At 38.6% G+C, this 14,702-nt stretch carries 18 protein-coding genes; 11 read left to right on the top strand and 7 right to left on the bottom strand.

Features of this window, described 5'->3' with window-relative positions; genetic code table 11:
- Positions 1-5 precede the first annotated feature (5 nt).
- Genes AADH04_RS04890 through AADH04_RS04860 form a run of 7 tightly spaced genes read right to left on the bottom strand, consistent with a single transcriptional unit; the run spans position 6 to position 4,396 of the window.
- On the bottom strand, positions 6-368 hold the full coding sequence (locus AADH04_RS04890) for an ApeI family dehydratase (RefSeq protein ID WP_434779130.1): 363 nt from the start codon (positions 366-368) through the stop codon (positions 6-8).
- On the bottom strand, positions 365-1,717 hold the full coding sequence (locus AADH04_RS04885; RefSeq protein ID WP_434779129.1) for an AMP-binding protein: 1,353 nt from the start codon (positions 1,715-1,717) through the stop codon (positions 365-367). The genes AADH04_RS04890 and AADH04_RS04885 overlap by 4 nt, the downstream gene beginning before the upstream one ends.
- On the bottom strand, positions 1,714-2,304 hold the full coding sequence (locus tag AADH04_RS04880) for a hypothetical protein (RefSeq protein ID WP_434779128.1): 591 nt from the start codon (positions 2,302-2,304) through the stop codon (positions 1,714-1,716). Before AADH04_RS04880 ends, AADH04_RS04885 begins: the two co-directional genes overlap by 4 nt.
- 21 nt (positions 2,305-2,325) lie before the next feature.
- Positions 2,326-2,574 carry an acyl carrier protein gene (locus AADH04_RS04875; protein WP_434779127.1) on the bottom strand — a complete coding sequence of 83 codons (249 nt, stop codon included), beginning with the start codon at positions 2,572-2,574 and terminating at the stop codon, positions 2,326-2,328.
- A 25-nt stretch (positions 2,575-2,599) separates the two neighbouring features.
- Positions 2,600-2,854, bottom strand: a complete 255-nt coding sequence (locus AADH04_RS04870) for a phosphopantetheine-binding protein (RefSeq protein ID WP_434779126.1) — start codon at positions 2,852-2,854, stop codon at positions 2,600-2,602.
- Positions 2,838-3,689 (bottom strand): lysophospholipid acyltransferase family protein, encoded by an 852-nt coding sequence (locus tag AADH04_RS04865; protein ID WP_434779125.1) that lies wholly within the window; start codon positions 3,687-3,689, stop codon positions 2,838-2,840. Before AADH04_RS04865 ends, AADH04_RS04870 begins: the two co-directional genes overlap by 17 nt.
- A complete protein-coding gene (locus AADH04_RS04860) occupies positions 3,677-4,396 on the bottom strand; it encodes a beta-ketoacyl synthase chain length factor (protein ID WP_434779124.1) in 720 nt (239 codons plus the stop codon). The genes AADH04_RS04865 and AADH04_RS04860 overlap by 13 nt, the downstream gene beginning before the upstream one ends.
- A 142-nt stretch (positions 4,397-4,538) precedes the next feature.
- Here AADH04_RS04860 and AADH04_RS04855 point away from each other — a divergent pair, with 142 nt between their 5' ends.
- From AADH04_RS04855 to brnQ, 11 genes are all read left to right on the top strand, one after another.
- Positions 4,539-4,955: a hypothetical protein gene (locus tag AADH04_RS04855; protein WP_434779123.1), complete on the top strand. Its 417-nt coding sequence runs from the start codon at positions 4,539-4,541 to the stop codon at positions 4,953-4,955.
- A 169-nt stretch (positions 4,956-5,124) separates the two neighbouring features.
- Positions 5,125-6,354, top strand: a complete 1,230-nt coding sequence (locus AADH04_RS04850; protein ID WP_434779122.1) for an NAD(P)/FAD-dependent oxidoreductase — start codon at positions 5,125-5,127, stop codon at positions 6,352-6,354.
- Between the two features lie 288 nt (positions 6,355-6,642).
- Positions 6,643-7,389 (top strand): electron transfer flavoprotein subunit beta/FixA family protein, encoded by a 747-nt coding sequence (locus tag AADH04_RS04845; protein ID WP_434779121.1) that lies wholly within the window; start codon positions 6,643-6,645, stop codon positions 7,387-7,389.
- A 9-nt stretch (positions 7,390-7,398) separates the two neighbouring features.
- Positions 7,399-8,337 carry an electron transfer flavoprotein subunit alpha/FixB family protein gene (locus tag AADH04_RS04840; protein WP_434779120.1) on the top strand — a complete coding sequence of 313 codons (939 nt, stop codon included), beginning with the start codon at positions 7,399-7,401 and terminating at the stop codon, positions 8,335-8,337.
- A complete protein-coding gene (locus tag AADH04_RS04835) occupies positions 8,337-8,993 on the top strand; it encodes a DUF2625 family protein (protein WP_434779119.1) in 657 nt (218 codons plus the stop codon). The genes AADH04_RS04840 and AADH04_RS04835 overlap by 1 nt, the downstream gene beginning before the upstream one ends.
- A gap of 15 nt (positions 8,994-9,008) precedes the next feature.
- Positions 9,009-9,371: a fluoride efflux transporter CrcB gene (gene crcB, locus AADH04_RS04830; protein WP_434779118.1), complete on the top strand. Its 363-nt coding sequence runs from the start codon at positions 9,009-9,011 to the stop codon at positions 9,369-9,371.
- Positions 9,372-9,391: 20 nt separating this feature from the next.
- Complete coding sequence (locus AADH04_RS04825; RefSeq protein WP_434779117.1) at positions 9,392-10,366, top strand: PhoH family protein; 975 nt, start codon at positions 9,392-9,394, stop codon at positions 10,364-10,366.
- Entirely contained in the window at positions 10,363-10,869 is a 507-nt protein-coding gene (gene ybeY, locus AADH04_RS04820; RefSeq protein WP_434779116.1) for an rRNA maturation RNase YbeY, read from the top strand. The genes AADH04_RS04825 and ybeY overlap by 4 nt, the downstream gene beginning before the upstream one ends.
- Before the next feature lie 9 nt (positions 10,870-10,878).
- Positions 10,879-11,709: an HlyC/CorC family transporter gene (locus tag AADH04_RS04815; RefSeq protein ID WP_434779115.1), complete on the top strand. Its 831-nt coding sequence runs from the start codon at positions 10,879-10,881 to the stop codon at positions 11,707-11,709.
- On the top strand, positions 11,706-13,274 hold the full coding sequence (gene lnt / locus AADH04_RS04810; RefSeq protein WP_434779114.1) for an apolipoprotein N-acyltransferase: 1,569 nt from the start codon (positions 11,706-11,708) through the stop codon (positions 13,272-13,274). The genes AADH04_RS04815 and lnt overlap by 4 nt, the downstream gene beginning before the upstream one ends.
- Positions 13,275-13,345: 71 nt before the next feature.
- Positions 13,346-14,689 (top strand): branched-chain amino acid transport system II carrier protein, encoded by a 1,344-nt coding sequence (gene brnQ, locus AADH04_RS04805; RefSeq protein WP_434779113.1) that lies wholly within the window; start codon positions 13,346-13,348, stop codon positions 14,687-14,689.
- Positions 14,690-14,702 lie beyond the last annotated feature (13 nt).

Genomic DNA, 14,702 nt, shown 5'->3' with positions numbered 1-14,702 from the left:
AAATGTTACTCAGCAGCTGAAGGTTTTTGTAGTTGAATACGCCCGTTACTGGCTCCTTGGTTGTTTGCTGTTTGGTAGTCAAAATCCAATTTATGTGTTTGCTCATGCCATTTTAAGGTGAGTATGATGGTTTCTTCTGGGAAAATGGGCTTTTGAAATTTTACTTTTTCAATGCCTTTAAAAGGTTGTGTTAGCTTCAAAATGGTCTTTGCGTAATGCATCACCCATGTTACCTGTGTCACCCCCGGTAAAATTGCCTGAATAGGAAAATGGCCTTTTAACCAGAAAAGTTCTGGGCAAACAAATAGTGTGATCATGGCATGATTCTGATCCAATAATTGGATGTCTAATTCTTTAGGTAGCTTCATTTAAACAGTTCCTGTAAATCGTGAAAGTTACGCTTACCTTGAGTATTAACAGGGATATCCTGTACAAACCGCCAACGTTTTGGCACAGCAACAGGTTCAACATAGGGTCTTAAAGCTTGGGTAAATTGTTGAATCAGATGGGCAGTAGATGCTCGGTTAGTTTGTGCTTCAAGTACAATAACAGCACCCAATACCGTTCTATTATTGTGTTCAAGGGTACATAAGGCAACATCGGCTATTTGGGGTAAGCATAAGAGCCTGTGGGTGATTTCAGTTAATGAAATGCGTTTTTCTTCCAGTTTGATGATGCGATCTGTTCGACCAATAATGTGAAAGCCATTTTGCTCTATTTGTATTTTATCTTTAAGGATTGCACCACAAGTCTCTTCACATAATGCCGATTGCACCAAAAGGGCATGATCTTTTGTGATGGATATATTGATCCCTGCAAATAAAGACCAAACTTGGTTCTGGCATCTTTGTTTTCGATGAGCAATGACACCTGTTTCACTGCTGCCATATATTTCTGTGGGCAACACACCAAACATTGCTTTTGCTTGTTGTGCTTCGGCAAAATGTAAAGGCCCGCCAGCAGAAAACATCATATTAAGAGGGGCTTGATGCAACTGTGTATCCAACCGTTTTAAAAAAGCAGGGCTGGTAATAAAAACAGTTTGAGCAGGGTATTGCATGGCTAAAGCCAACACATTTTCATGAAATTGGGTCATCTGGGCATAAAAAGGGCGTCCCAAGCTTAATGGCAGTAAAATTCTAAAGGTCAACCCATATAAATGCTGATGAGAGACAGAGGCGATAAATACCGCTTGTGTCAGTTGTTCACCCCATTGAGAAGCAAGTAATTGACTTTCTGCTTGTAAGGCACAGAGTGATTTATGAATGGGTTCAGGTTTGGCGGTAGAACCCGATGTAAACAAAATCAGTTGTGCATCTGTTGGCCATTGATATTGTGTGGCCAATTTTTGAGCATCAGCTAAATTGAGTAAACAGATATCGTTGGTATTGATTTGCGCGCAAGTCAGGTTCAATGATAGGTCGGTTAATATGCCATCAAAGTCAGCTTGTTGTTCTGCTAACAATGCTTCACGTGTATGCCCAGGAATAATGGGTATTTTATTGCTGTAAATTAATGCAAATAAAGCCGCACTGAAAAAGAAACTGTTGTCAAAGCAAATCGCCCATTTTTTCTGTGGGTATTGTTGCAGTAACTGATATAATGAAAAAACATATTGTTGAAAGTCAGCCAAGGAAAAAGTGCGATGCTTATCCCAAGCAATTATGCGCGTTTGTGCATCTTGATGTTGTTTTAAAATATCTGCATAAAGCATCATTTGTGGCGGACCCATTGTCTAAATAGCCACTCTGAACCCAAAAGTGTGCCCATTAGGATATAACTGATGGCACCATTATATAAAGTCCAAATATCCATATTGTTTAAATAACATGTCCATAAAGCAATACTGGCATTGATCACAAAAAATACACACCAAATTTGGGTGACAGTACGAGTGTACCTAATACCCGATTGTGGTAGTTCAGGTTCGGTTATTCGAGCAAGTCTTTCTATAATGCTTGGTGGCTGGAGTAAAGAGTAAGCAAATAACCCAAGCATAATGAGATTGACAGCAACAGGGTAAAACAGCAGCCATTGGTTTTGTTTCAGTAACCAGCTGGCTAGAATCAACAAAATACCGATAATCGATATTGCTTTAACGGCAAAAATAAATTGTTTGGTTTTTTGTGGATGTTGTTTGCTTAAAACCAGACGTAAAACAAACAAACACAACAAACAAGGTGCTAAAAAACTGATAGACCAGTAGTTTAGACCAAAATAAACAATAAAAGGGTAAGCAATAATGAATAAAGAAACCCCTATTTTGGTGCTCCAATTCAGTACTGAGTAATATCTTGATGACATCAGGTCAGGTTTTTTGCTTGATTATTTGCTGTTGAGTAAAGTGTCAACTGCATTAATGACATCTTCAACTGTTCTGACGGACTTAAACGTTTCAGGGTTGATTTTTTGACCTGTCACTTTTTGTAGTTGTACCACTAAGTCTACGGCATCAATGCTGTCTAGTCCCAAATCTTCATATAGTTTTGATTCAAGCTGAATGTCATTTGGTTCCAGTTCAAACAGTTTAGCAATCATGGCAATAACTTCATTTTGAATGTCTTGTTTATTCATGGCGTTTTCCTTCCTTTATGACATCTTATTTTTGATTGCTTTGAATAAATTTTGCTAAAGAAGCAACAGAGTAAAAGTGATTACGCGTTTGCTCACTGTCAGCTGATAAAGTAACGTGATAATGATTTTTTATGGCTAAGCCTAATTCTAAGGCATCAATTGAGTCTAACCCTAAGCCATCTCCAAATAAAGGCGCATCTGTATCAATTTCTTCAGGTGTCATTCCTTCCAAGTTTAATGAGCTGATTATCAACTCTTTAATGTCATTGTGTAATGTCATTATCACTTTCCTTGCTAATTAATAAATTATGTTCACTTAATTTTTGCTGTAAATACTGAGTGAGTCGTCTAGCATCTGCTGCTAACGCTTCATCTCCATCGGAAATGAAATCGTGTATATGAATTTTCTCATCAATGCTGATGGTGAATGTTGGTTTTGCAGGCGGGATGTTATACCATTTACCTTGTTTTGTCAGCATGGGTAAGTCGCAGTGAATACGGGCAATGCGAATATCCACTTTAGACCTTAAAGCAATGTTGGCTGCACCTCTTTGTAGTTGAATGCTTTGGCCTGGTGTTGTTCTGGTGCCTTCTGGGAAAATCAGAATTGTACCGCTTTCATTTAACTTTTTTTGGCAAGCAGGCAGTAAAATATCTGCTTGGGTATTGGGGATATAGCCTGCGGCTTTGATGACGCCACTCATAAAAAAATTATCCAGTAGTGTCTCTTTTACAATACAGTCACAACGTGGCATAACAGAAGCTAAGAAAACATAATCAAGTAAACTAGGGTGGTTGGCCACCATGATACAACCCGAATCTTCATCCAATTTTTCTAAATGAATAAAATGAATATCCAAAATCCCTAGTGTCTGCATCAGCTTGATGAAAAAACGAAATGTATTTTTAATACTGTTTTGGGTCATGGCATGGCATTTGAGTTCATTCTTAATACATAAGCGTAAAAGAGGAAACCATAATGCAGAAAGAATTAAGCCGCCAATACCAAAAAAAGCAAAACAAAAACCTGTTGCTGTAATGCGCCATATTTTATTGAGCCATGATGATTCAGCTTTTTTTACCAATAATGTGGGAGAGCGATTTATTGTGTCCATAACCAGTTAGAATGTGTACCGTTAATCATAAAAGAAGCATCTTGACGCAGCATATTGCGTAAAAGTTGTAAACTTTGGGGCAAAATTGAAAGTGTTGTATTGTTGCCAGTCGGTTGCTGGGAGCAAGATAAAGTGTCTCCTTGGGTAATAACATAAGCACAGGCATAGGCTGGCGTATATTGTGGGTATTGTGTTTGGTACGCTTTGGGTATATCTCCATCAAAATCAACCACTAAAACGTTTTTGATGTTATCTGTTTGCAATAATGCATATGTTTCAAGCAATGCTTGTTGAAAACCATCCCTACCTGCTGCTAAAGAAGAGATCGGAAAAGTTTGTTTGCCAATAATGCTGACTAAACCGGCAGCGGTATTGTGAACAGACATAGAAAAATCAGTAGGTGAAACGTCGTATTTTAAGCAAATGCTTTCTATAATTTTATAGCTTCGTTCTAATTCACCATGTTGGCTGATAAATATAGCCGCATCAATGGAATGCTGTTCAATTAGTGTTAATGCTGCTTGAGTCGCCAGTTTGCTGGGGGTACTCATTCTTCTTGCACTCATTTTCGGTAGCAATGGTGTGGCAGGCAGCTCTCCTGACCATGCATTGTTGTGATCTTGTCGTGCCCATTCATACCAAGCTGTTTTGTCTGCTAGGCCTAGACTAATTGCATACCAATCGATTATATTAATGGTGTATCCCATTTAAATTTTCCGAAGACATAATTTTAATATTATAATATAAACCAGAACAATTCGAATGAAGTTGTTAGTGTTAAATTTTGTTACGTGCGTAACAAAATTGTCATATTGTTTAATTTTTATTTATAAGGTATCAGGAGGTTTTATGAAGTTTGTGAAGTTATTGTTATCCAGTTTATTTGTGGTGTCTTTTATGGCAGCTTGTACAACAACAGGCAGTACGTCTGCTGATGGTACAAAAAGATCTGGCCCTAAACCATTGGTGCAGCAAGTAAATGGCTTTAGCCGAGCACAAGTTGAACAATCTATTTTGGCTGGCGGCAAAGTAAAAGCTTGGTCGATGAAAAAAATCAAACCGGGCATCATTGATGGCACCATTTTGGTCAACAATCAACGAGCCAATATACGTGTGACCTATAGTGCAGAACAATACTCTATTCAATATGTTTCTGGTGGCAATGTGGTGACTGGGAATGATAAAGTACCGACTAATTATGGCCGTTGGCAGAAAAAACTAAGCGAAGCCATTCAAAATAGCTTGGCTAAAAAGGCAAGAAGATAAGGGTAAGAGTTTTTTATATTTTTATTCAAGTGTAAAAACGCCAGATAAAATTTTGGCGTTTTTATTTTTTATTCTCTATATGTCTTTGTGTTGCATCAAATTGACCAAAGACACTTTATTGGATAATGCCCGCCAAATTGATTGAAATATTTTAAATAATGATGAGTATATGATGAGTAAAACAGAAAATAGAACCGTAGTGATCATTGGAGCAGGCCCATCAGGCAGTATTGCTTCTGCTATTTTGCATCAAAAAGGTCATGATGTCGTTGTGATTGAAAAAGAACAGTTTCCTCGCTTTTGTATTGGTGAGAGTCTACTGTCTCATTGTCTGGATTTTATTGAAGAAGCGGGGATGCTTGATGCTGTTCATCAGGCAGGTTTTCAATTAAAACATGGTGCCGCATTTTCATGGGGGGATCGTTACACTGAGTTCGATTTTCGCCAAGGATTCACTTCAGGTAAAGGAACCACTTTTGAAGTACCTCGTGGCGACTTTGATAAGCTTCTGGCAGATCAAGCTGTTGCACAAGGTGTGGAAATAAGATACCAACATACTGTTCAAACAGTCAATTTTGAAGGTAAGCCATTACTGCATATTCGCACCAGTGAAGGTGATGAGTATGATATACAAGCAGATTTTGTGCTTGATGCCAGTGGCTATGGTCGAGTATTGCCTCGGTTGTTGTCATTAGAAACCCCCAGTAATTTACCACCAAGAAGGGCTGTGTTTACTCATATAGAAGACAATATTACTTCGGCTAAATACAATCGAGAAAAAATTTTGATCACAACCCATCCAGTGTTTCGAGATGTTTGGTTTTGGTTGATTCCATTTAGCAATGGAAGAGCATCGATTGGTGTGGTTGGTTTGCCAGAACGTTACGAAGGCTACCCCGAAGACTTAGGGCTTTGTTTACAGCAATTTGTCCATGATGTCCCACATTTAAAAGAAATTTTGGCTAATGCCAAATGGGATACACCATTTAGAGAAATTAAAGGTTATTCTGCCAATGTGAAAACCCTGTGTGGCGATGGTTTTGCTTTATTGGGCAATGCGGCTGAATTTCTTGATCCCGTTTTCTCTTCTGGTGTAACAATTGCTATGCGTTCAGCCAGTATGGCTGCTGGTTTATTAGATAGACAATTAAAAGGAGAACTGGTTAATTGGCAGCAAGAATTTGCTCAGCCACTGATGGTTGGTGTCAATACATTCCGGACCTATGTTGAAGGTTGGTACAATGGCACATTTCAGGATGTGATTTTTTATGAACATGCCAATGAAGATATTCGCAAAATGGTTTGTTCCATTTTGGCAGGTTATGCTTGGGATATGAGTAATCCATTTGTTGCAGATGCTAAGCGTAAGCTGGATGTGGTCTACCAACTGTGCCAATAATGTTTGTTATTTGAATGTTTTCATAAAAAGGGCTCTGAAATACAGAGCTTTTTTATTGGTTCAGTCAAAATACGATTGTTTGTACAGGAAAATGTTTAAGAATGAAATAATTATTTTATAGTTTCCTCTTTAAATTTTGAATAAAGGCTCTATATTTTAAACTTATAAATTGTTTTATGTGTTTATTATCTAATTGGTATATTTATTTGGATGAAAAACTTGAGAAAATGGCTAAATATAGGCAAAATATAGCCATTTTTGCCACTTAAACCAGTAATGAGGGACAATATGAAAGCAATAGTTGCTGTAAAACGCGTACTTGATTACAACATTAAAGTTCGTGTTAAAGCAGATGAAACAGATGTGGATATCGGAAATGCGAAAATGTCTATGAACCCCTTTGATGAAATTGCTGTGGAAGAGGCTGTTAGACAAAAAGAAGCTGGTAAAGTGACCGAAGTTGTTGCCGTATCATTAGGGGTTAAAGCATGTGAAGAAACCTTACGTACAGCTTTAGCCATGGGGGCAGACAGAGCCATACACGTTGAAACCGACGAAAAACTAGAGCCGCTTGTAGTAGCAAAATTATTGGCTGCCATTGGTCAAACAGAACAACCTTCTGTGTATTTCTTAGGTAAACAGGCCATTGATGACGATGCCAATCAAACAGCACAAATGCTGGCGGCTTTGATTAATGCCCCTCAAGGCACCTTTGCCAGTAAAGTTGAGTTAGAAGCAGACAAAGCCATCATCACCAGAGAAATCGATGGCGGCGTACAAATAGAAAGCCTTTCATTACCTGTTGTGATCAGTGCTGATTTACGCTTAAATGAGCCGCGTTATATTAAGTTACCTAATATTATGGCGGCGAAAAAGAAAACCATCGAAAAAACCACTCCGCAAGAGCTGAGTGTGGATGTTACTTCGCGTTTAAAAGTGATCAAAGTGACTGAACCTAAAGAGCGTACAGCAGGCATTAAAGTGGCCAATGTGGCAGAACTTGTGTCCAAACTTAAAGAAATTAAAGCGATTTAAGGAGCAAAGATGACCACATTAATTATTGCTGAACATAATAATCAAACTTTAAATCCAGCCACTTTACATGCTGTCACAGCAGCAGCAAAATTAGGGGATGTTCATATTTTAGTGGCAGGGCACCAAGCTGAGGCGGTGGCTAATCAAGCTAAAACGGTGGCTCATGTCAGTAAGGTATTGAGTTCAGATGCGCCCCATTTTGCACATGCTCAAGCTGAAGAGATTGCGCCACTGATTGTCAGCATGGCTAAAAATTACCGCCATATTGCGGCATCGGCTACCGCTTTTGGTAAAAATTTGATGCCACGTGTCGCGGCTTTATTAGATGTAAGCCAAATATCTGATTTATCGGAAGTGGTGGATGAAACCACATTTGTGCGTGCTATTTATGCGGGGAACGCATTTGAAACAGTTTCTTGTCAGGATGAACATATTGTTTTAACCATTAGAGCCACTGCATTTGAAGCTGCTCAAGCGACAGGCTCTGATGCTGTAATAGAGATTGTGGTACCCACAGCGGCACAAAATTTAAGTCAATTTATTCGTGAAGAATTAATGCAATCAGAACGTCCAGAGTTAACTCAGGCAAAAGTAGTCGTCGCTGGTGGTAGAGCGTTACAAAGTGAAGAGCATTTTAATCAGATCATTCATCCTCTGGCAGATGCTTTAGGTGCTGCCATTGGTGCATCTCGTGCTGCGGTGGATGCAGGCTTTGTCCCAAACGACAGTCAAGTTGGGCAAACAGGTAAGGTTGTTGCGCCACAGCTTTATATTGCTGTCGGTATTTCAGGTGCCATACAACACGTAGCAGGTATGCAGGACAGTAAAGTGATTGTTGCCATTAATAAAGATCCTGACGCTGCTATTTTTAAAGTGGCTGATTTTGGGCTAGTGGCTGATTTGAATACAGCTGTACCAGAATTAATCAATGCTCTTAAGGCACTATAATGGCTAAAACATTAGAAGAGTTAACCCGTCAATCAAGCTCAATTTGGCCCCAGATGCAAGTTGAGTTTGGTAAATCTCCAGTTTTGGTCAAGATTTTACCCGCAGACCCACAACAGGCAGAAAAAACTTTGCTGCAAATTCAAGCGCCAACCAGTAGTGATTTTGGTGCTATTTTGTATCATACAGGTGGTTTATTGATCGACCATGGTTGGGTGCGTGTATTGGGTTCGGGTTCAGAACAATTGCGTGGCATTATTCAGTGGAATCAGGATAAAACACTGGACGAAGAGGGGAAAGCAGCCGGTAGTCTATTGATTGCAGATGACGTGTTAGGCGGACTTTTTGCCATTAATGGCGGTGGTTTAGGTAAAGATGTGGGTAAAATCTATTATCTTGCTCCAGACAATTTTGAATGGGAGCAGCTTAACTTGGGTTACGCTGATTTAATTGCTTTTTTCTTAAGTGGTTCATTACCTGCTTTTTATGGACGTTTCCGTTTTGATGCTTGGAAAGAGACTATTAAAGAAATACAACCAAATCAAATTTGGTTGTTTGAACCACCCATGTGGACAGAAGAAGCGGAACACACAAAACCTGTGCGTTCAATCTTGAATATCCAAGAATGGTTTGATAATATTTTGAACATGCGCTCATAATGGTTTGAGAAAAACATGACAATCAGAGAGATTCTGTTGGTGTTCGTTGGTGGTGGATTGGGTAGTGCAACTCGTTTTGTTTTGTCCCGATTCCTCAATACACACAATATGCCATGGGGGACGCTGGTCATTAATATTGTTGGGTGTTTTCTCATTGGCGCTTTGGCGGGGCTTTTAGGAAAAACAAGTATTGATAAGGCGTTGTATGCCTTTTTGGCTGTTGGTTTTTGTGGCGGCTTTACCACTTTTTCTTCTTTTGGTTTAGAAAATGTGCTCATGTTGGAGTCAGATCAATTTTTAAAAACACTGTGCTATATTATATTCAGTGTTGTTTTAGGTATTGGTGCGGCATATTTAGGGTTAAAATATACCCGTTAATCTTTATTTAGAGACATAGATTGCAAACAACACAACATACATTTGAAAATATTGATAACCTTGCGTTACAGCGCTTATGTGGCACATTAGATGAGCATATTCAGTATCTGGCTAAATTAATGCATGTAACGATTGTCCGCAAGGAAGCCGTGTTTTCCATTACCGCGCAACCAGAAGAGACTAAGCACACTATTGATGCCCTTGAGCGTTTATATCAGTTGGCCAAAAAACAAGAAATTTCAACAGAAGATGTTCATTTAGCCAGTGTCAGCGCACATGCAAAAGTACAAGAAGCCAATCAGCCTGAACAAAATACGCCTAACTTTACTGTATTGCGTACCGGTAAAAGGCATATTCAAGGACGAACACTCAGACAAAATCACTATATTAATGCGTTACAAAAATACGATATTGTTTTTGGTATAGGGCCTGCTGGTACAGGTAAAACTTATTTGGCTGTTGCAGCAGCAGTTGCTGCCATTGAAAATCATCAAATAGAGCGTATTGTTTTGGTTCGTCCTGCCGTAGAAGCTGGGGAAAAATTAGGATTTTTACCAGGTGATTTGGCGCAAAAAGTGGATCCATATCTTCGCCCTTTATATGATGCTTTATATGATTTTATGGGCTTTGATAAAGTGTCTCGTTTTTTGGAAAAAGGGTTGATTGAAATTGCGCCTTTAGCCTATATGCGAGGGCGTACTTTAAATAATGCTTTTGTTATTCTGGATGAAGCGCAGAACACCACACAAGAACAAATGAAGATGTTTTTGACCCGTATTGGTTTTGGTGCCAAAGCAGTCATTACAGGCGATATTAGCCAGATTGATTTACCTAAAAACATTGAAAGTGGCTTAAAAGATGCCATTAATGTTTTATCTGGAACAGAAGGTATCCATTTTCACTACTTTAAAAGTGATGATGTGGTTCGTCATCCTTTGGTACAAAAAATTGTGGATGCTTACGATCATTATTATCCATCAGGTTATCAAAAATGAAAAAGGCCAAGAAATACCCTTTTTTATCCATTCAAAGAAAACGATTAAATCTTTACATTCAAAAAGAAACAAGCAGCTTTGTTCCTTCAGAGCAGGATTTCTTTAAATGGGTCTGGCAGGCTATTAAAAATCATTATTCAAGTGCGCAAATCAATATATTATTGGCAGATGAAGCACTTGCCAAACAATATAATCATGATTTTCGTCATAAAGATTATGCAACCAATGTATTGAGTTTCCCATCGGAAGATGCAGGTTTTTACACAGAACATACTCATGCTTTACAAGGCGATTTAATTATTTGTCCACAAGTCGTTGAAAAAGAAGCCAAAGAGCAAAATAAAACGATTCAGGCACATTATGCTCATTTAACCATACATGGTGTGTTGCATTTAATGGGCTATGATCATGAAAATGAACAAGATGCCGAACATATGGAAATGCTTGAAATTTCCATTTTAAATCAGTTAGGTTATACTAACCCTTATTTTATTCAGGAGTAACAAAATATTATGGATGAACCCAGTAGTAAGCCGCACACGGGCTGGTTTGAACGTTTTATTGGTCGTTTAACTAAAGATGAACCTGAAACTCAAGCTGAATTAATAGAAACCCTGCGTGCGGCGTTTAATAGAAAATTACTGGATCAAGACACCTTTGCCATGGTAGAAAGCGTTCTGTCTTTTAGTGATTTAGAAGTTCGCGATGTCATGATTAGCCGCAGTCAAATGGATGTTGTTCGCCTTAATGATAGCTTAGATCGCCTGATCAGTTATGTCACAGAAACCACCCATTCACGTTTCCCTGTTATTGGGGAAGATAAAGATGATGTATTGGGTATCTTACATGCAAAAGACTTGCTTAAATATTTTTCAAATCCCGAAAAATTTAACTTAAAAGATATTTTGCGCCCTGCGCATTTTGTTCCTGAAAGTAAATCACTCAGCGCTTTATTGAAAGAGTGTCGCGCCAGCCGTAATCATTTGGTGATGGTGGTTGATGAGTATGGTGGTGTGTCAGGCTTAATTACCATTGAAGACCTTATTGAAGAAATTATTGGTGATATTGAAGATGAGTTTGATGAAGATAATACCGCACAAAATATCATCGAAATTTCACCAAATAAATTTCAGGTAAAAGCCACAACTGAAATTGAAGACATCAACACTTTTTTTGACACTCAGTTTAGTGACGAAGAAGTCGATACAATTGGTGGCTTGGTGATTCAAGAACTTGGACATATGCCGCAAAAAGGTGAGAAAGTCATCTTAGGTAAACTCAAACTAAGCGTTGCCCGTATGGATAATCGGCGCTTACATACCTTAATTGTTACCTTATCATGATTAAACTGCAATATTATGGGCAAAAGATAACGCAGTCTTCTGTTTTTGCTTATATTGTGGTTGCGGTAAGTGGTTTGTTGACACCTTTTGCTTTTGCTCCATACCGATTATATTGGTTAATGCCCATTTCATTGGGGGTACTGGTATGGTTTGCTTTTGCAAAAAAAACACCCATACGTTTGGTTTATCTTTGGGGGTTTTGTGCTTATGTCACTCAATTTTATTGGGTATTTATAGCTTTACATTCTGTGGCGGGTTTGCCCGTTATTTATGCCGCGCCCTTAACGGCATTATTTGCTTCTTATCTTGCTTTATATCCTGCCTTGTGTTTTTGGTTATTGCATCATTTAAAGGCGAATAAAAATATCCAACTATTGGTTGGTTTCCCCTTATTATGGGTCATCACAGAATACATACGCGAACATGCCTTAACCGGTTTTGGTTGGGGTGCTTTAGGTTATTCACAAATATCAGAAAGCCCTTTAGCAGGGTTCGCACCATTAGGTGGCCTTTATCTGGTGACACTAGTAGTCGCGTTTATTACTGCTTTATGGGTCTTTATATTGCGTTGCAAAAATTTTAAGATCAGTTTATGTGTATTATTGTGTTCCTTTATTTTAATCGGTCTTGGTGCGCATTTAAAACAGAACAATTTCACTGAACCTGATGGTACAACAGCAAGCATAGCCTTGGCACAAGGTAATATCCCTCAAACACTAAAATGGCAGCCAGAAGCGGTTGTGCCAACAATTGAACAATATTATCAGCAAGTGGCTCAAACCAGAGCCGATATTATGCTACTGCCTGAAACTGCCTTACCCTTATTTCAACAAGATATGGTTGATGCATTAGGGCAGTTTGCCCTAGTTGCACAAAAAAATCATATGGCTTTAGCAACAGGTATCGCGCGTTATACAGATGATAATATGGGCTATTTAAATGCAGTTGTGAGCTTAGCTGATTATCAAGCCGCAGAACCACTCAAACAACCTTATTATGCTAAAAATCATTTGGTGCCCTTTGGTGAATATATTCCTTTACCCACAATAACCAGTTGGCTGTATCGGCAAATGAATATGCCTTTGTCTGGCTTTACCGCAGGAGGGGCAGGGCAGTCACCATTAAAATTAGCCAATCAGAAAATAGCCTTTAATATTTGTTATGAGGATGCTTTTGGTGATGAATTGATTGCCAGTGCCAAACAGTCAAGTTTATTGGCTAATGTCAGCAATATGGCATGGTATGGTAACAGCTATGCTATGGATCAGCATTTACAATTATCTCAAACTCGTGCGTTAGAACTAGGACGCTTTATGGTGCGCTCAACCAATACAGGGATGACAGCCATTATTTCACCCAAAGGAGAAATAATGGCTTTGGCTGCACCAAATACCGCACAAGTGTTGGTTGGGCAGATTCAAGGCTATCAGGGAGAAACCCCTTTTATGAAACTTGGGGGAAGTTTACCTTTGATTGGTTTATGTGTTTTGATCCTGATTGGTTTATATACTTATGGGTTTTATCGACACAGGCAAAAACAAGTCGGTGTTCCTGATCAGCTATAAAAAATTATGTTTAGATAAAAAGCTGCTGCTTGGCAGCTTTTTATTTGTATCAGCTTTAAGGGTTGTTTATTTTGGATAAAAAATTAAATTTTTCAGCATATGCCATCATTGGCACCATGTTATTTGGCTTATTTTTTGGGGCAGGCAATCTGATTTTTCCTTTATTACTAGGGCAGCAAGCCGGTGAGCATGTGTATTTTGCCATTGCTGGTTTTTTGATCAGTGGTATCGGTCTACCTTTTTTGGGAGTGTTGGCTGTTGGTTATTCAAATACCAAAAATTTACAAGAGTTAGCTGGTCGGGTACACCCAGTTTATGGGGTTTTGTTCACTGTGACCTTGTATTTGGTTATCGGGCCACTTTTTGCGTTACCACGAACAGGAACTGTTTCATATGAAATAGGTGTCTCTTCTTTTGTCTCAAAAGATTACCAGCAAGTAGGGCTGGTAATCTATACCATCATGTATTTTGTCTTGACCTTATATTTTGCCTTAAATCCAGCTAAAGTGATTGTTTGGATCGGTAAAATTCTCACACCATTATTTTTACTTTTTTTAGGCGCGATCATTGTTTTAGCCATTATGATTCCTATGGGGCAACCAAGTATCGCAACAGGAAAGTATATAGATACAGCTTTTTCTTCTGGTTTTCTTGAAGGTTATAACACCATGGATGCGCTTGCATCGTTGGCTTTTGGGATGTTGGTTGTAGATGCAGTGAAGCGTTTTGGTGTTTGTACCCCTAAAATGATTGTGTCTACTACTGCCAAAGCTGGTTTGGTTGGGGTTTTACTCATGGGGATATTGTATGTTGCTTTTGCTTATGTTGGCGCTTCCAGTATCAGTACTGTAGGTTCACAGGAAAATGGTGGTTTGGTGTTGGCAAAAGTGGTGCAACATTATTTTGGTTCATTTGGTAACATTTTCTTGGCTATCTTGGTATTTTTAGCTTGTATCACAACGGCTATTGGTTTAGTCAGCGCATGTGCCAGTTGTTTTCATCATTATGTACCCAAAATCAGTTATAAAGTTTTTGCTATTATCATCAGCACAATGGCGACTTTTACGGCGAATATAGGTTTAACCAATATTATCAATTTTGCTATTCCCATTTTGATGTTGATCTATCCATTAACCATTGCATTGATTGTCCTGACTTTTTTAAATCCTTACTTTATTCGTCAGCAAATGGTTTATGTGGTGACGATTATCTGCACAGTGATGATTAGCATGATTGAAGCATTAAAGAGTGTAACCATGATTTTTACATCTTTACAGGTGCCAAGTTTTATGGGGAAATTATTTAGTCTATATGATCATTTACCTTTTGCTTCTATGGGGTTAGGCTGGATTGTACCTATGGTTTTGGGCTTGTTGTTAGGTTGGGGTAGTGGTTATTTTAGACAGACAAAGTAAATAATAGGTCATA

It is taken from the genome of Neisseria sp. Ec49-e6-T10, assembly GCF_051132615.1.
Taxonomy (GTDB): domain Bacteria; phylum Pseudomonadota; class Gammaproteobacteria; order Burkholderiales; family Neisseriaceae.
This window is presented reverse-complemented; position numbering and strand designations above follow the sequence as displayed.